At 61.4% G+C, this 15,929-nt stretch carries 15 protein-coding genes; 8 read left to right on the forward strand and 7 right to left on the reverse strand.

What is annotated here, in order from left to right; translation table 11 throughout:
- Positions 1 to 11 precede the first annotated feature (11 nt).
- From znuB to zur, 3 genes are read right to left on the reverse strand one after another with little or no spacing between them, the layout of a single operon-like run.
- Complete coding sequence (gene znuB, locus K1X80_RS01570) at positions 12 to 800, reverse strand: zinc ABC transporter permease subunit ZnuB (protein WP_029290341.1); 789 nt, start codon at positions 798 to 800, stop codon at positions 12 to 14.
- Positions 793 to 1,578: a zinc ABC transporter ATP-binding protein ZnuC gene (gene znuC / locus K1X80_RS01575; RefSeq protein ID WP_057444838.1), complete on the reverse strand. Its 786-nt coding sequence runs from the start codon at positions 1,576 to 1,578 to the stop codon at positions 793 to 795. The genes znuB and znuC overlap by 8 nt, the downstream gene beginning before the upstream one ends.
- The gene (zur, locus tag K1X80_RS01580; RefSeq protein ID WP_029290345.1) at positions 1,578 to 2,060 is read right to left on the reverse strand and encodes a zinc uptake transcriptional repressor Zur; all 483 of its coding nucleotides are present in this window, start codon (positions 2,058 to 2,060) and stop codon (positions 1,578 to 1,580) included. The genes znuC and zur overlap by 1 nt, the downstream gene beginning before the upstream one ends.
- 58 nt (positions 2,061 to 2,118) lie before the next feature.
- Between zur and K1X80_RS01585 the strand changes: the two genes are divergently transcribed.
- Positions 2,119 to 3,048, forward strand: coding sequence for a zinc ABC transporter substrate-binding protein ZnuA (locus K1X80_RS01585; protein WP_057957904.1), 930 nt, complete (start codon positions 2,119 to 2,121; stop codon positions 3,046 to 3,048).
- 125 nt (positions 3,049 to 3,173) lie between these two features.
- Here K1X80_RS01585 and K1X80_RS01590 read toward each other — a convergent pair whose 3' ends face one another.
- Both K1X80_RS01590 and K1X80_RS01595 read right to left on the reverse strand, forming a co-directional pair.
- Positions 3,174 to 4,127: a homoserine kinase gene (locus tag K1X80_RS01590; protein ID WP_057439250.1), complete on the reverse strand. Its 954-nt coding sequence runs from the start codon at positions 4,125 to 4,127 to the stop codon at positions 3,174 to 3,176.
- Between the two features lie 56 nt (positions 4,128 to 4,183).
- Positions 4,184 to 4,474: a DUF2782 domain-containing protein gene (locus K1X80_RS01595; protein WP_057444840.1), complete on the reverse strand. Its 291-nt coding sequence runs from the start codon at positions 4,472 to 4,474 to the stop codon at positions 4,184 to 4,186.
- 74 nt (positions 4,475 to 4,548) lie between these two features.
- Here K1X80_RS01595 and polA point away from each other — a divergent pair, with 74 nt between their 5' ends.
- Complete coding sequence (gene polA, locus K1X80_RS01600) at positions 4,549 to 7,344, forward strand: DNA polymerase I (protein ID WP_057957905.1); 2,796 nt, start codon at positions 4,549 to 4,551, stop codon at positions 7,342 to 7,344.
- Between the two features lie 267 nt (positions 7,345 to 7,611).
- Here polA and yihA read toward each other — a convergent pair whose 3' ends face one another.
- Positions 7,612 to 8,253 carry a ribosome biogenesis GTP-binding protein YihA/YsxC gene (yihA, locus tag K1X80_RS01605; protein WP_032862650.1) on the reverse strand — a complete coding sequence of 214 codons (642 nt, stop codon included), beginning with the start codon at positions 8,251 to 8,253 and terminating at the stop codon, positions 7,612 to 7,614.
- A gap of 192 nt (positions 8,254 to 8,445) precedes the next feature.
- Between yihA and K1X80_RS01610 the strand changes: the two genes are divergently transcribed.
- The 6 genes from K1X80_RS01610 (at position 8,446) to K1X80_RS01635 (ending at position 14,050) form a co-directional block, all read left to right on the forward strand.
- On the forward strand, positions 8,446 to 8,736 hold the full coding sequence (locus tag K1X80_RS01610; RefSeq protein WP_057439249.1) for a cytochrome c5 family protein: 291 nt from the start codon (positions 8,446 to 8,448) through the stop codon (positions 8,734 to 8,736).
- Between the two features lie 46 nt (positions 8,737 to 8,782).
- A complete protein-coding gene (locus K1X80_RS01615; RefSeq protein WP_057439248.1) occupies positions 8,783 to 9,397 on the forward strand; it encodes a cytochrome c4 in 615 nt (204 codons plus the stop codon).
- A gap of 189 nt (positions 9,398 to 9,586) precedes the next feature.
- On the forward strand, positions 9,587 to 10,222 hold the full coding sequence (gene dsbA / locus K1X80_RS01620; protein WP_057439247.1) for a thiol:disulfide interchange protein DsbA: 636 nt from the start codon (positions 9,587 to 9,589) through the stop codon (positions 10,220 to 10,222).
- A gap of 10 nt (positions 10,223 to 10,232) precedes the next feature.
- Positions 10,233 to 11,111, forward strand: coding sequence for an endonuclease/exonuclease/phosphatase family protein (locus tag K1X80_RS01625; RefSeq protein WP_057439246.1), 879 nt, complete (start codon positions 10,233 to 10,235; stop codon positions 11,109 to 11,111).
- Positions 11,108 to 13,183, forward strand: a complete 2,076-nt coding sequence (locus K1X80_RS01630; RefSeq protein WP_057957906.1) for a diguanylate cyclase — start codon at positions 11,108 to 11,110, stop codon at positions 13,181 to 13,183. Before K1X80_RS01625 ends, K1X80_RS01630 begins: the two co-directional genes overlap by 4 nt.
- 90 nt (positions 13,184 to 13,273) lie before the next feature.
- Positions 13,274 to 14,050, forward strand: a complete 777-nt coding sequence (locus K1X80_RS01635) for an N-acetylmuramoyl-L-alanine amidase (protein WP_057957907.1) — start codon at positions 13,274 to 13,276, stop codon at positions 14,048 to 14,050.
- Positions 14,051 to 14,140: 90 nt separating this feature from the next.
- Here K1X80_RS01635 and K1X80_RS01640 read toward each other — a convergent pair whose 3' ends face one another.
- Positions 14,141 to 15,928, reverse strand: a complete 1,788-nt coding sequence (locus K1X80_RS01640) for a KinB sensor domain-containing domain (RefSeq protein ID WP_057957908.1) — start codon at positions 15,926 to 15,928, stop codon at positions 14,141 to 14,143.
- Position 15,929 lies beyond the last annotated feature (1 nt).

Consider the following 15,929-nt stretch of genomic DNA (forward strand, 5'->3'; position numbering starts at 1 on the left):
AGCGAGCAAGTCTACACCCCTCGACGGGGCAGGACAAAACTCAGCAGAAACAGTGCGGCGGCCGTGACCACAATCGACGGCCCGGCCGGGGTGTCCTTGAACCAGGACAGTGCCAGGCCACCACACACGGCAAGCATCCCCAGCAAACTGGCGCCAACCGCCATCTGTTCCGGCGAGCGTGCATGACGCTGGGCGGCGGCGGCGGGGATGATCAATAGCGACGTGATCAACAATACGCCGACTATCTTCATTGCGACAGCAATCACCACCGCGATCAGCAACATCAGGGTCATGCGCAGCGCTGGTACGGGCAGGCCTTCGACAGTGGCCAGCTGTTCGTGGACGGTAATTGCCAGCAGCGGTCGCCACAGGGCTACCAGCAGAATCAGCACCGCAGCGCTGCCGCCGAGAATCCAGGCGAGGTCCGTGGGGCTGATGGCCAGCAGGTCGCCGAACAGATAGGCCATCAGGTCGATCCGCACTTCATGCATAAAGCTCAGCACCACCAGGCCCAGGGACAGGGTGCTCGGCGCGAGGATCCCCAGCAGGGTGTCCGAGGCCAGTGGCTGGCGCTGTTGCAGGGTCACCAGCAGCACCGCCAGCAGCAGGCAGCCGACGGTCACGGCAATGGTCGGGCTGACGTCCAGCAAAAAGCCCAGGGCCACGCCGAGCAAGGCGGCGTGGGACAAGGTGTCGCCAAAGTAGGCCATGCGTCGCCAGACCACGAACGAACCCAACGGGCCCGCCACCAGCGCCAGAGCCAAGCCCGCAAGCAGGGCGTAGAGCAGAAAATCAGCCATGCTTGCAGCCATCTCCGTGGACGTGGGTATGAGGGGCAGTCGGATCGGCGACCACGGCGCCATGCAGGTCGTGGGCATGGTCGTGACGGTGGTGGTAGATCGCCAGGCTCTGGGCGTTCTTGCCGAACAGCTCGACGAAGGCCGGGTCGCCGCTGACCTGCTCCGGGTGGCCGGAGCAGCAGACGTGGCGATTGAGGCAGACCACCTGGTCGGTGGTGCTCATCACCAGGTGCAGGTCATGGGACACCATCAGCACGCCGCAGCCATGCCGGTCGCGCAGGCGGGTGATCAGGCTGTAGAGCTCGGCCTGGCCGGCGACGTCGACGCCTTGCACCGGTTCATCGAGCACCAGCAGTTCGGGTTCGCGCAGCAGGGCGCGGGCCAGCAGCACGCGCTGCATTTCGCCGCCGGAGATGCTTTGGACCGGGCTGTCGATGACCTGCTCGGCACCCACTTCCTTGAGCGCAGCCTGGGCGCGAGTGCGGTCCACGCCCGGTACCAGGCGCAGGAAACGCAGCACCGAGAGCGGCAAGGTCGGATCGACGTGCAGTTTTTGCGGCATGTAGCCGATGCGCAGCTTGGGCTTGCGCCAGACACTGCCGCTATCGGGCTTGAGCAGCCCCAGTACCGCGCGTACGAGGGTGGTCTTGCCGGCGCCGTTGGGGCCGATCAGGGTGACGATCTGCCCCGGCTCGACGCTCAGGTCAATGTTGTCCAGCACGTTCTGGTCGGCGAACGTGACGCCGACCTGTTCCAGGCGGATCAGCGCAGTGCTCATCAAGCCCCCTGGCAGCCCGAGCAGATGCCAACCACTTCGACGGTCTGCCCTTCGACTCGGAAGCCGACATCGCCGGCACTCTTGATAATCGCGTCGCTGATGCTTTTTTGTTCAAGCTCGATGGCGGCGTGGCATTCGCGGCAGATCAGGAACTGGCCCTGATGCGCGTGTTCCGGGTGGTTGCAGCCGACAAACGCGTTCAACGAGGCGATGCGGTGCACCAGGCCATTTTCCAGCAGGAAGTCCAGCGCACGGTACACCGTGGGCGGCGCGGCGCGGCGGCCGTCCTGCTCGCTGAGCACGCCGAGAATGTCGTAGGCACCCAGTGGCTTGTGGCTCTGCCACACCAGTTCCAGCACCCGCCGACGCAGGGCGGTCAGGCGCAGGCCTTGGCGTGCGCACAGGGCATCGGCCTCCGACAGTGCGTTGTGCACGCAGTGAGAGTGGTCGTGGGGACGGCTGGCAAGCGGTGTTTTAGGCATGAGCGGCGACAGATATTTGTGAGAGACGTTATTATGTTACCCGTTCCTGCTGACTTGAGTGCTTATCGTGTCCCGACTTTTTGCCGTTTTTGTCGTATTTGTCACCAGTTTATTGATTGCCGGGGCTGCCCAGGCCGAGGTTCGGGTGCTCACCAGCATCAAACCCTTACAGCTGATTGCCGCCGCTGTGCAGGACGGCGTGGCGGTTCCAGAGGTGTTGCTGCCTCCGGGAGCCTCGCCGCATAACTACGCATTGCGCCCATCCGACGTACGGCGTGTGCAATCGGTGGATCTGCTGTATTGGATCGGTCCGGACATGGAAGGCTTCCTGCCACGGGTCCTCAAGGGTCGCAACTTGCCCACAGTGGCCGTGCAGGAACTGCCGGGTCTGAAGCTGCGGCATTTCGCCGAAGATCATCACTCCCATGGCGAAGAAGCCGACGATCATGATCACGATCATCGCCCCGGCAGCCTGGATGCCCACTTGTGGTTGTCGCCGGTGAATGCGCGGGTGATTGCGGCCAGGATGGCGGCGGACTTGAGCGCGGCTGACCCCGCCAACGCAGAGCGCTACCAGAGCAACCTGCAAGCGTTCAACGGGCGCCTGGATGCCTTGGACCTGCGTTTGAAAGCGCGCCTGACGGGGATCGCCGGCAAGCCTTACTTCGTCTTCCACGAAGCCTTCGATTACTTTGAAGATGCCTACGGCCTCAAGCACACCGGCGTGTTCAGCGTGGCCGCCGAGGTACAACCCGGTGCCCAGCATGTGGCGGCGATGCGCACGCGCCTGCAGGAAGTGGGCAAGACCTGCGTGTTCAGCGAGCCACCCTTGCGCCCCCGCCTGGCCGAGACCCTGGTGGCTGGCCTGCCGGTGAAACTGGCGGAATTGGATGCCTTGGGCGGCTACACCCCGGCCACGGGCCAGGGGTATGAGCAGTTGCTGGAAAAATTGGGTACTGATTTGGCAGGGTGTCTGGAGTCGTTGTAACCGACGACATAGAACCCCTGTGGGAGCAGGCTTGTGTGGGAGCGGGCTTGCCCGCGATAGCGGTGTATCAGGCGCTGATAGGCGACTGACACGCCCTCATCGCGGGCAAGCCCGCTCCCACAGCGTCAGAGGGCGAACGGCAGTTGGAGAGTGGCCTGCTGGCGCTGCTCCAGTCGTTGCTGGAACTCCACTGGATCGTGAATCAGCACGTCCTGCCCGGCAAACGACTCGGCAGCAATCAGCCGTGACAGCCAAAACCGCACACACGCCACGCGCAACATGGTCGGCCACAGCTCGGCTTCCTTGGCGCTGAACGGCCGCAGTGCCGCGTAGGCGCCCAGCAGTGCGCGGGCGCGATGGCCGTCGATCACCCCGGCGGCGTCCGAGCACCAGTCATTCAGGGCAATTGCCACGTCGTACAGCATCGGCCCGGAGCACGCGTTGTAGAAGTCGATCAACCCGGTCAGGTGGGTGCCTTCGAACATCGCGTTGTCGCGAAACAGGTCGGCGTGGAGGTTGGCGCGGGGCAGCGTGAGGATCTGTTCCTTGTGTTGCTGGATTTCATCCAGTGCCGTTTGCAACAGCTGCTGCTGGTGGGCGTCGAGGTGCGAAATCAGCTGCGCGCCCTCCTCGAGCATCCAATCCAACCCACGATCGGTCTTGCGCTCCAGCACCTTGTCGCCCTGGGTGGCCAGGTGCAAATGGCCAAGCAACTCGCCTACTTGCACGCAATGCTGGGCGTTGGCGTCCTGGATGTGCTTGCCCGCCAGGCGCGGTTGCAGCAGCGCCGGCTTGCCTGCCAATTCGCGCAGGGCCACGCCGTCGGTGGTGCGCAGGGCGTAAGGCACGGGCAGGTCGGCGTCGTGGAGTACGTCGAGCAGTTCAATGAAGAACGGCATTTCGTCCACGGGGCCGCGTTCAACCAGGGTCAGGACAAATTCGCCCTGTTCCAGGCTGATAAAGAAGTTGGTGTTTTCGCTACCAGCGGCAATCCCCTGGAAATCGAGCAGGCGGCCGAGCCCGTAAGGGGCGAGAAAGGTTTCCAGCTCGGGCCGAGCCAGGGGGGTGAACACAGACATGGTTAAAACTGCCAGTACGGGCGCCGCGGGCCGCAGCGCCGATTAAAATTAAGAAATCATTTCCATTCGAAGATCTTCCATGACGGGATCAGCATATCCGGCTGGTCCGAGCGGATGAAGTTCGCATCGGTTCCGTCCGCGCGCACCAGAAAATACGGTTTGCCGCCCTTGGGCGTTACCTTGATTGCGTACAGGAAGCCGTTTTGGCGGTATTCCTGGATGGTCTTGTCGCCTTCCGTGCGAATGGTGACTTCCGGATCGCCCGAAGGAGCATCGTCTGCCGCTATGGCAGCCATCGGAGCGAGTGCAATCAGGCCGGTCAACAGCAGGCGATTGAATGTGCGCATGATAACCTTGTCCCTTTGTTGTCAATGGTCCGGCTATTCTAGCGCCAGACCCGCCGAAAAGGTTGATCCTGCTCATGAGCCAAGCCCCCCTCGTCCTGGTGGACGGTTCTTCATATCTGTACCGCGCCTTCCACGCGCTGCCGCCGCTGACTACGTCCAAAGGCCTGCCGACCGGTGCGGTCAAGGGCGTGTTGAACATGCTCAAAAGCCTGCGCAAGCAGTACCCGGACAGTCCGTTCGCGGTAGTGTTCGACGCCAAGGGCGGGACATTTCGCGATGACATGTACGCCGAATACAAGGCCAACCGCCCGAGCATGCCCGATGACATGCGCGTGCAGATCGAGCCGCTGCACCAGAGCGTGATCGCCCTGGGCTTCCCGCTGCTGTGTGTCGAAGGTGTCGAGGCCGACGACGTGATCGGCACCCTGGCCCGCAGCAGTGCGGCTGCCGACCGCCCGGTGGTGATCTCCACGGGTGACAAGGACATGGCGCAGTTGGTCGATGGGCACATTACCTTGGTCAACACCATGACCGGTAGTGCCATGGATGTGGACGGCGTAAAGGAGAAATTTGGTGTCGCTCCCGAGCAGATCATCGATTATCTGGCGCTGATGGGCGATTCCTCCGACAACATCCCGGGTGTTCCCGGTATCGGTCCTAAGACCGCTTCGGGACTGCTGGTCGGTGTGAACGGCGGATTGAAAGAGCTTTACGAGCAGCTCGATATTGTCCCGAGCTTGCCGATCCGTGGGGCCAAGACCCTGCCGGCCAAGCTGGAAGAGCACAAAGAGATGGCGTTCCTGTCCTACCAGTTGGCGACCATCAAGGTCGATGTGCCCCTGGATGTTGGCCTGGAAGACTTGCACCTGATCGAGCCGGATCGCGAGAAGCTGCTTGAGCTGTACACCCTGCTGGAGTTCAAGAGCTGGATCGATGAGATTCAGCGTGATGCCAAGCGGGTCGAGCTCAAGGCTGCCGCTGACGTTGCACCGGCTCAGGTTGCAGTTGCGGCCCAAGCGCCTGTGGCCCCGGTCGAAGCGCAGTACGAGACCATCCTCGACCAGGCTCGCTTTGACGTCTGGCTGAAAAAACTCAATGACGCGAAGTTGTTTGCCTTTGATACCGAAACCACCGGTGTCGACGCCCAGCAGGCGCAACTGGTGGGGGTTTCATTTGCGGTGCAGGCCAATGAAGCGGCCTACATCCCGCTCACCCATTCCTACATCGGCGTGCCCGAGCAACTGGACCGCGATACGGTGTTGTTGGCTCTCAAGCCGCTGCTGGAAGACCCGAACAAGCTCAAGGTCGGTCAGCACGCCAAGTTCGACATGAATATCCTGGCCAATTGCGCCATTGGCGGCGACCCGGCGCACGGCATCACCGTGCGCGGCATCGCCTTCGACACCATGCTCGAATCCTACGTGCTGAACTCCACCGCGACCCGGCACGACATGGACAGCCTGGCGAAGAAGTACTTGGAGCATGACACCGTCAGCTTCCAGGACATCGCCGGCAAAGGCGCCAAACAGCTGACCTTCGACCAGATTGCCCTGGAGCAGGCCGGCCCCTACGCTGCTGAAGATGCCGATGTGACCCTGCGCCTGCACCTGGCCCTGTACGAACAACTCTGCGCCCTGCCGAGCCTGGCCAGTGTGCTGACGGATATCGAGATGCCATTGGTGCCGGTACTGGCGCGGATCGAGCGCCAGGGTGCCCTGGTAGATGCCGCGCTGCTCGGCGTGCAGAGCATCGAGTTGGGCAACAAGATGGTGGAACTGGAGCGTCAGGCGTATGAAATCGCCGGCGAGGAGTTCAACCTGGGTTCGCCCAAGCAATTGGGGGCAATCCTCTACGAAAAACTCGGGCTGCCGGTGTTGAAGAAGACTGGCAAGGGCCAGGCCTCTACCGCCGAGGAAGTGCTGGCCAAGCTGGCCGAAGATGACTATCCATTGCCTAAGGTGCTGATGCAGTACCGCAGCATGAGCAAACTCAAAAGCACCTACACCGACCGTTTGCCCGAGCAGATCAACCCGCGCACGGGGCGGATCCACACCTCTTATCATCAGGCCGTGGCCGCTACCGGGCGTTTGTCGTCCAGTGATCCGAACCTGCAGAACATCCCGGTGCGCACCGCCGAAGGCCGGCGGATCCGCCAGGCGTTCGTTGCGCCCAAGGGCTACAAGCTGCTGGCGGCGGACTACTCGCAGATCGAGCTGCGGATCATGGCGCACCTGTCCAAGGACGAGGGCTTGCTCAACGCCTTCCGCGACAACCTGGATGTACACACGGCCACGGCGGCCGAGGTGTTCAAGGTCGAGCTGGGTGAGGTCACGTCCGACCAGCGCCGTAGCGCCAAGGCGATCAACTTCGGCCTGATCTACGGCATGGGCGCGCAGAAGCTGGGCAAGGATATTGGCGTCGATACCAAGACGGCCAAGGCCTACATCGATGTGTACTTTGCCCGCTACCCAGGGGTGCGCGAGTACATGGAGCGCACCCGTGCCCAGGCATCCGACCAGGGCTATGTGGAAACCCTGTTCGGGCGCCGCCTGTATCTGCCGGATATCCACTCCAACAAGCCCCAGGAGCGCGCGGGCGCAGAGCGTACCGCGATCAACGCGCCGATGCAGGGCACTGCCGCCGATATCATCAAGAAAGCCATGGTCAAGGTCGACAACTGGCTGACGGAGTCGGGGTTGGACGCCAAGGTCATCCTGCAGGTACACGATGAATTGGTACTGGAGGTCCGCGAAGACCTGGTGGCTGAGGTCAGCGAGAAGATTCGCGAGCACATGAGCGGTGCGGCGAGCCTGGATGTGCCGCTGCTGGTGGAAGTCGGGGTGGGCGATAACTGGGACCAGGCGCACTGATCATCTGGCAGTGCTGCGGCATGACGTCGCAGCACTGCCTATAGATCGGAAAGCTCCGAGGGTTATTTCCAATAGTTTTTCCGGGCGCCGGAACTTAACCCATGAAAAGTCACTCAGAGTTACTGAATGGGTGGTGAAGCCCTTCAATGCTCCTATGTTGTGTTAAGTGTTGGCAGATATCTGGACCCCGCCCTAGCGGTCCGGAACTTGGACCCCGAACTTCCCCTCCCCATACGAAGTCCGGGGTTTTTTTTGCCTGCAGAAAAGTTACTCGGCGATTTCCGCGCCCTTGTCCGCCAGCTCCATCCAGCCTGCCAGCACGGTATAGGCGTCTTCCAGGCCCATGCGCTTGGGCGCCGAGAACAGCTGGATAGTGATCGCATCACCCCAACCCTTACGGATTTCGGCCTGCACTTTGAGCAAGGTGTTCTTGGCTGCGCCGTAGGTCAATTTGTCGGCCTTGGTCAGCAAAATATGCATTGGCATGCCACTGGCGACCGCCCAATCGAGCATCAACAGGTCGAAATCGGTCATTGGATGACGGATATCCATCATCAGGATCAGCCCTTTCAGACTTTCGCGGCCACCCAGATAGGCTTCCAGGTGACGCTGCCAGTGCAGCTTCAATGGGATAGGTACTTTTGCGTAACCGTAGCCCGGCAGGTCGACCAGACGCCGATCATCGTCTAGCTTGAAGAAGTTGAGCAGCTGTGTGCGGCCCGGGGTTTTCGAGGTGCGAGCCAGGCTGGCATGGGTCAGGGTGTTGAGCGCGCTGGACTTACCGGCGTTGGAGCGCCCGGCGAAGGCCACTTCAAAGCCTTCGTCGTCGGGGCATTGGTCGACTTTGGCGGCGCTGAGCATGAACGTGGACTGTTGGCACAGACCGAGGATGGGGTTCTTGAGTTGCATGGGATTTCCGATGTGGGCGGTGCCGGGAATGGGTGCGGCAAGTAGTGTCGTTCCCGTTTCAGTGGCGCCAGTATATAATGCCGCAGATTTTGTGTGTGCTTTGTCCCAGCGAAGGATGAAGTTCACGGGAGCGATAGACCTTTATTGCGCATTAGAACGCAAAACGCTTCCAAACCCTGAAAAGGTCGACGTATGACCCAGTGGCTGCTAGCTGTCGGTGTCCTGATACCACTTTACAGTGCGCAGGCTACACAGGATCCGGAAGCTGTGTACAACCGCGTTTGTGCGGCTTGTCATGCCGGGCAGTTGCCAATGGCCCCCAAGCGGGGTGACCAGGCAGCCTGGGCGCCGAGACTGGCGCAAGGCATGGATACGCTGGTGCAGCATGTGACCCAGGGTTTCAAGGCGATGCCGCCGCGTGGTTTGTGCATGGAATGCCGTGCCGAGGATTACCAGGCCATCATTGTTTTGATGAGCGAGTAGACCCGGTCCATAACTCTATAACCTTTAGCCGTAATTGGATTAGCTGATGAACAAATTGATCGTGAGTCTGCTGTTGACCTTGGGCATCACTGGTGTTGCCCATGCTGCAGGTGACGCTACTGCTGGCCAGACAAAGGCCGCTGTATGTGGTGCCTGCCATGGAGCGGATGGCAACAGTCCGTTACCCAACTTTCCAAAACTGGCGGGCCAGGGTGAGAAATACCTGACCAAGCAGATGCACGACATCAAGGACGGCAAGCGAACGGTATTGGAAATGACCGGCATGCTGACCAATCTCAACGATCAGGACCTGTCGGATATCGCGGCGTATTTCGCCAGCCAGGCAGGCAGTGTGGGGGCGGCGGATCCAAAACTGGTCGAGCGTGGTGAAAAGCTGTTCCGTGGCGGCGACCTCGACAAAGGCCTGCCGGCCTGTACCGGCTGCCACTCCCCGGATGGCTCGGGTAACGCCGCAGCAGGCTTCCCGCACCTGGGTGGCCAGCACGCCCAGTACATTGCCAAGCAACTGACTGATTTCCGCAAGGAAGAAGCCGGCCGTGCCAACGATGGCGATGCAATGACCATGCGTACGATTGCGCGCAAACTGAGTGACGAAGACATTGCAGCGGTAGCCAGCTACATCCAGGGCCTGCACAAGTAAGGTGCGCAAGACCGGGGGTACATCAGCGGTAACGTTAACGCTCGATTAATCCGTCGATGCAAGCATAAAAAGGGTGGCTGAGGCCGCCCTTTTTTGTGGCCGCTACCGTTACACTAACGAACTCATGCCCGTGTAGACCTGTCATAAAAAAGGTCGCGCGAGGCGACTTTATTTGTCCAGGAGTAAAGCATGCGTAAATTGATCCTCAGCGCCGCTCTCGTCACTGCCAGCCTGTTCGGCATGACCGCCCAAGCCGCCGATGTGCCGCTTGAAGCGGGCAAGACTTATGTTGAATTGGCCAATCCGGTGCCGGTTTCCGTGCCGGGCAAGATCGAAGTCGTAGAGCTGTTCTGGTATGGCTGCCCGCATTGCTACTCTTTTGAGCCGACCATCAACCCTTGGGCCGAGAAGCTGCCTTCGGACGTGAACTTCAAGCGCCTCCCGGCCATGTTCGGCGGCCCTTGGGATGCCCACGGCCAGATGTTCCTGACCCTGGAAGCCATGGGTGTGGAGCATAAGGTCCACAACGCGGTGTTCGAGGCAATCCAGAAACAAGGCAAGCGCCTGACCAAGCCTGAGGAAATGGCTGACTTCCTCGCCACCCAGGGCGTGGACAAGGACAAGTTCCTGACCACCTTTAATTCCTTTGCCATCAAGGGCCAGATCAAACAGGCCAAGGATCTTGCGCAGAAGTACGGCGTGCAAGGCGTTCCAACCCTGATCGTCAACGGCAAGTACCGCTTTGACCTGGGCTCCACAGGTGGTCCTGAAGCGACCCTGAACGTTGCCGACCAGTTGATCGCCAAAGAGCGCGCAGCCAAGTAAGGGGCTCGCCATGCGTCGCTGGGGTACTGAACGAGTGGTTGGCCTGCATGATCCGCAGGTCAACGAACACCACCTGACGTCCACCGGCCTGCCGGCGGATAGCCGGCTGCGCTTACTGAGCTTCAATATCCAGGTAGGCATCAGTACCGAAAAGTACCGCCACTACCTGACCCGGGGCTGGCAGCATCTGCTGCCCCACAACGGTCGGGCCGGCAATCTGCAGAAGATTGGCGACCTGCTGGGCGATTTCGACCTGGTGGCCCTGCAGGAGGCCGACGGTGGCAGCCTGCGTTCAGGCTACGTCAATCAGGTCGAACACCTGGCCCAGCTCGGTGCTTTCCCCTACTGGTACCAACAACTCAATCGCAACCTCGGCCGACTGGGCCAGCACAGCAATGGCGTGCTCAGCCGGTTGAAGCCCTCGGTGATCGAAGACCATCCACTGCCGGGCCCGAAAGGGCGTGGGGCGATTCTGGTGCGCTTCGGCGAAGGGCCCGAGGCGCTGGTGGTGGTCATGATGCACCTGGCGCTGGGGGCACGTACCCGGACCCTGCAGTTGGCCTACATCCGTGAGCTGATTGGCGATTACAAACACCAGGTGCTAATGGGGGACATGAACACCCACGCCAGCGACCTGTTGCAGAATTCTCCGCTGCGCGACCTCGGGCTGCTGGCGCCGCAGGTCGAAGCCACGTTCCCCAGTTGGCGTCCGCAACGCTGTCTAGATCACATTCTGTTAAGCCCGACCCTGACGCTGGAACGCGTGCAGGTGCTGGCGCAGCCCATTTCCGATCACCTGCCGGTCGCGGTAGAGATTCGTCTGCCGGGTTCGCTCACGGCTGATGCATTACCCGCGTTGAGCCCCGGCCCTCGCGGACCCCTTGCATGAGCGACGACGCCCAGCGCTGGAAAGAAAAATACCTGTTAAGCATCGAGCAACAAGAAAAGCTCGAACGTCGTTGGGCTGCGCGCCTCGACTTGCTGCGTCGTGGGCTGGTGCGCAGCACGCTGGCGGCCGAAGGCACGGATCGGGCCGTGGACCAGTGTATGAAAGAGATGCGCGATGTGGTGCGCACCGATGACATGGACGCCGCGCTCGCTGCCTTGTTGCCACGCCTGGAAAAGGCCGTGCTGGACTCCGAGCAACGCCGTGAAACGCGGGTGGATCAGATCAGTACGGCGCTGACCGCCTTGGTCTCGCAATTACAGGCCTTGCCCTTGCCCCGGGAAGTCAGTCGCCCGCTGAAGAGCTTTGCCAAGCAGTTGGATAGCCGAGTCGGCCAGGCGCGGGAAATTCCCCTGCTGCTCAGTGAGTTGAGCGGTCTGCAAGGGCAGGCCCTGAGTAATCTTGAGTCGGATGACGAACCTGCTCGTCCAGGTTTGTTGCAGCGCCTGTTTGGTGGCAAGGAGGCGGGTACAGAGGTTGCGCCGGTTGAGCCCGCTGTTTCTCCGCCTTCCCGGCAACCCCCTGCGGTAGCAGCAAGCCCGGCCACCCCGGTGGTTGAGGATGCGCCCGAGCTGGCCCAGGCCCTGCGTGCCTTCGCGCCACAAGCCCAGGCCCCGCAGCAGCCGGTACTTGAAGTTGCGCCTGCGCCTGCACCTCAGCCTGTGGCGCCTCGGGTTGATGTGGATGAGTGTGTGGCATCAGTGCCTGAGGTTGGCGCTCCTCGCTTATCACCCGTCGAGACGCTCGCGGTCGCCATCGAAACCCCGGAACCGCCCCGACCTGTCGAAGTGAGCCTTGCCCCGCTGCCTGAACGGGCTGTCGCTGCGGTGGTAGTTGCGCCCGAGGTCCTGCCCCTGGTGCCGCAACCGACCGAGATCGGCAGTCTGTCATTGCCGCCTGTGCTGGACGACGAATCGGCTGAAGTTGATCCTGAGGCGCTGTACGCCTTGCCCGATTCGCCCGAGCCGTCCTACAGCTCTGTCGCCAAACATATCGAAGACACCCTGCTCGGCCTGCTGGGCGACCTCGCTCTGCCCGAGCGGCACAGGCCCCAGGCGCAAGCCATGCGCGAACGCCTGGCCCAGGGGCTGAATTGGTACGAACTGCTACCGATCCTCGATGACCTGGCGGTATTGATGCTGGCCATCACCGATAGCGGCCAGCATGAGTTCGAGGCCTACCTCAAGCATCTCAACGAGCGGCTGGAAGCCTTCCAGAGCAACCTGCAGGCGGCCAGCGACGGGCACGCCGACAGCCGCAGCGCCGCGCGCGAGATGGACACGCAAATCCGTGAACAGATGGATGGCTTGCAAAGCAGTGTCCAGGAAGCGGCCGACCTCGATGACCTCAAGCAAGTGCTGGAAAGTCATCTTGAGGGGCTGTTGGGTGCCATGGATGAGCATCAAAGGCAGCGTGACCAGCGTGAACATGAAGTCGCCGCGCGGTTGCAGGGTTTGGCCGAGCGGGTGGCGAGCATGGAGCAGGAGGCCCAGGGCTATCGGGACCACCTTGAGGTGCAGCGCCAGAAAGCCTTGATCGACCCGCTCACTGGATTGCCCAACCGTGCGGCCTGGAGCGAGCGCCTGGAGTACGAGGTCAATACCTGGCATCAACAGGGCAACAGCCTGTCACTCGCGATGCTCGACCTCGACCACTTCAAGCGCATCAATGACAGCTACGGCCATCTGGCGGGCGACAAGGTGCTGAAAATCATCGCCACTGTATTGAGCAAGCACCTGCGCCCGACGGACTTTATCGCACGGTTTGGCGGTGAGGAGTTTGTGCTGCTGATGCCGGATTCGGCGTTGGGCGGTGCGCTGGAACTCGGCGAACGCCTGCGGGCGGCCATCGAGGCGTGCCCGTTTCACTTCAAGGGCGAGCGGGTGACCATTACGATGTCCATCGGCATGGCGCAGTTCCAGCCCGGCGAGCGCAGCGACCTGGCACTCAAGCGCGCTGACGAGGCGTTGTATCGGGCCAAGGCGGCGGGACGCAACCAGGTGCAGGCGGCCTGAAAATTTGTTCCATTTTGTATTGCCGGCCGCTGGCCGGCAAACCGTACGTTACACTGTTGCATTATCGTCTTTAGCGTAATGCCCGTTGCCATGAAATTTCTAGTTACTGCTCTGCTGTTCCTCACCCTCGCCGGTTGTGCGAGTGGCCCGCGGCTGGATACCAGCCACCCATCGGTGAACTTCGATCATCGTATCCAGTTCGTCGTCCTGCACTACACCGCTACCAACCTTCAAAGCTCGTTGGCGCTATTGACCAAAGGCCAGGTCAGCAGCCATTACCTGATTGGCGATGATGCCCGCGCAACCATCTATAAGCTGGTGGATGAAGACAAGCGCTCCTGGCACGCCGGAGAGAGCGAGTGGATGGGGCGTACCTGGCTCAACTCCAGCTCCATTGGCATCGAGATCGTCAATCCGGGTTATCGCGACACGCCAACAGGTCGGGTCTGGTATCCGTACTCCGAGGCGCAGGTCCAGTCCCTGGTGACCTTGCTCAAGGACATCAGCCAGCGCAACCGGATCAACCCGCGATTCATTATTGGTCATAGCGATATCGCGCCTGGCCGCAAACTCGATCCGGGTCCGTTGTTCCCCTGGAAGCGCCTGGCTGATGAAGGTCTGGGGATCTGGCCCGAGGCCCAGGCGGTTGCGCGGTATCAGGCCGAGTACGCCGGGCAGTTGCCGAGCATTACCTGGTTCCAGGAAGAGTTGGCACGCTTGGGGTATGCCACGCCGCAAACCGGTGAATTGGATGTGGCGACACGGCGTGTACTGGCCGCCTTCCAGATGCGCTTCCGGCCGGCGTTGTTCGACGGTACGCCGGATGCGCAAAGTGCAGCGATCCTGCGGGCACTGAACCACCGCTAAGGTCTTTAAGCGCTGCGCGCAATTGATGTGGGAGTCGTCGAGCTCCCTCCTTTGATCGTTGCAGCCTTTGAGTAGCGCGCTGACTGATAGTTACAGCGGCAACGCCATATAGAACTGCGTGCCCTGCCCCGGCCGGGAATAGACCCCCATCCTGCCGCCGTGCAGCTGCACGATCTCCTTGCACAGCGCCAGCCCCAGGCCGGCGCCGCCTTTCTTGCGGCCTACCTGAACAAAAGGTTCGAAAATCCTGCCCTGCTGGCCATAGGCGATGCCTTCGCCGTTGTCCTCCACGCTGATGATCAGCCGTTCGCCATGGCGCCGCGCTTGCAGGCGAATCTGCCCGCCTTCGCTGGTATGGCGCAGGGCATTGCCCAGCAGATTGTCGAGGACTCGCTCCAATTGCGCCCGGTCGGCGTGTAGCCTGGGTAGTTGCGCCTGTGCCTCTATCACCAGGTCGATGTTTTGCGCATTCGCCAGTTCGGCAAAACGCGCGCGGGCATGTTCGAGCAGATCGTTGGTGTCGCAGGGCGCCAGGGTGAGTTTTTGCAGGCCGTTCTGATAGCGGGAAAAGTTAAGCAAGTCGTTGATCAGTTGCATCAAGCGCTGCATTTCTTCATTGACCGTATTCAGCAGGTCGGCTTCGCGCGACTCGGCGGGGAACTTCGCCCGTTCCTGGAACAGCCCGAATGCCATGTGCATACCGGTGACCGGCGTGCGCAGTTCATGGGAGGCGCGCAGCACGAATTCGCTACGCACACGCTCGAAGGCCCGCTGCTCGGTCACGTCATGCAACACCATCACCGCGCCGAGGATGTGCCCCTGGTGGTGGCTGACCGGCGTCATGCTGTAGGTCAGCAGGCGTGATTCGCCTTCGACTTCCACTTCCAGGTCGTCAGGCGCGCGCTCCAGGTTGCCGCCGCGCAGCACCAGATGCAGTTGCTCATCCAGTTCCGGGCGCTGTAACGCTTCGCCCAAGCCCTCTCCCAGGCGGGTCTCGTCCCAACCCAACTGGCGCTGGGCGACCGGGTTGAGGTGTTCAAGACGGCCTTGGCGGTCGATCATCAGCAAACCGTCGTCGATGCTGTCGAGCACGGCCTGCAAGCGTTGCTGGCCGGCGAGCAGTTCATCGACGTTCGTGGCCTGATGCTGACGCAGGGCTTCGGCCATGATGCCAAAGCGCCGGGTCAACAGGTTCATTTCTGCAGCTGAAGAAATAGGCAGCGTGACATCGAAATTGCCTTGGCCGATTTTATCGGCAGCCTTGGCCAGCGCCTCGATCGGCCCGCCAAAGCGCCGGGCGATGCCATGGGCGGTGATGAACCCGATGATCAGCACTGCCAGCCCCACCAGCCCGAGCAGGCCGGCGATCCACAAGGCTCGCTCACGCGATTGCCGCACGGTTTCGCTGATGTTTTCCAGCGCGGTTTTGTGTTCGCTGATCAGCCCATTGCGCAAGGCGTTGAAGCTGGCGGTAAGTTTTGCGTTATTGCGCAGGGACGGCGGCGTACTTTCATTTTCGTCGAAGGCTTCGATAAACCTCAGGTAATCGGCCTTGGCCTGAGTGAGACCGCCGATCCGGTCCACACTTCTCTCATGGGCGATGCCTTGGTCCAGCAGCTTGAAATACTCCTGCTTGGATGTATTCAGCGCGACCGGGTCCGGGGTGTCGTTGAGCATCAGGATCAACTGGTCGCCCAGGGTCTGGCGCAGCTTGAGTCCAAGGTCCAGGGTAATGAAGTTGCTGCGGATCAGGGACTCCTGGGTCTTGGCCATTTGCATGACACTCACCAGCCCCAGCAGCAACCCAAGCAGGGCCACGGTGATCAGCGCAGAGATACTCAGGAACAGCCGCGTGCGCAGTTTCATCGCCAACTTCATA

This window comes from Pseudomonas sp. So3.2b (genome assembly GCF_019464415.1).
Classification (GTDB): domain Bacteria; phylum Pseudomonadota; class Gammaproteobacteria; order Pseudomonadales; family Pseudomonadaceae; genus Aquipseudomonas; species Aquipseudomonas shahriarae.

What these genes read in the sequence shown, in the direction of transcription:
- znuC (WP_057444838.1), bottom strand. Translation starts at nt 1,578, where the DNA reads ATGAGCACTGCGCTGATCCGCCTGGAACAGGTCGGCGTCACGTTCGCC.
- yihA (WP_032862650.1), bottom strand. Translation starts at nt 8,253, where the DNA reads ATGCAACTCAAGAACCCCATCCTCGGTCTGTGCCAACAGTCCACGTTC.
- K1X80_RS01595 (WP_057444840.1), bottom strand. Translation starts at nt 4,474, where the DNA reads ATGCGCACATTCAATCGCCTGCTGTTGACCGGCCTGATTGCACTCGCT.
- K1X80_RS01610 (WP_057439249.1), top strand. Translation starts at nt 8,446, where the DNA reads ATGACCCAGTGGCTGCTAGCTGTCGGTGTCCTGATACCACTTTACAGT.
- K1X80_RS01630 (WP_057957906.1), top strand. Translation starts at nt 11,108, where the DNA reads ATGAGCGACGACGCCCAGCGCTGGAAAGAAAAATACCTGTTAAGCATC.
- K1X80_RS01625 (WP_057439246.1), top strand. Translation starts at nt 10,233, where the DNA reads ATGCGTCGCTGGGGTACTGAACGAGTGGTTGGCCTGCATGATCCGCAG.
- polA (WP_057957905.1), top strand. Translation starts at nt 4,549, where the DNA reads ATGAGCCAAGCCCCCCTCGTCCTGGTGGACGGTTCTTCATATCTGTAC.
- K1X80_RS01590 (WP_057439250.1), bottom strand. Translation starts at nt 4,127, where the DNA reads ATGTCTGTGTTCACCCCCCTGGCTCGGCCCGAGCTGGAAACCTTTCTC.
- K1X80_RS01635 (WP_057957907.1), top strand. Translation starts at nt 13,274, where the DNA reads ATGAAATTTCTAGTTACTGCTCTGCTGTTCCTCACCCTCGCCGGTTGT.
- K1X80_RS01615 (WP_057439248.1), top strand. Translation starts at nt 8,783, where the DNA reads ATGAACAAATTGATCGTGAGTCTGCTGTTGACCTTGGGCATCACTGGT.
- znuB (WP_029290341.1), bottom strand. Translation starts at nt 800, where the DNA reads ATGGCTGATTTTCTGCTCTACGCCCTGCTTGCGGGCTTGGCTCTGGCG.
- zur (WP_029290345.1), bottom strand. Translation starts at nt 2,060, where the DNA reads ATGCCTAAAACACCGCTTGCCAGCCGTCCCCACGACCACTCTCACTGC.
- dsbA (WP_057439247.1), top strand. Translation starts at nt 9,587, where the DNA reads ATGCGTAAATTGATCCTCAGCGCCGCTCTCGTCACTGCCAGCCTGTTC.
- K1X80_RS01640 (WP_057957908.1), bottom strand. Translation starts at nt 15,928, where the DNA reads ATGAAGTTGGCGATGAAACTGCGCACGCGGCTGTTCCTGAGTATCTCT.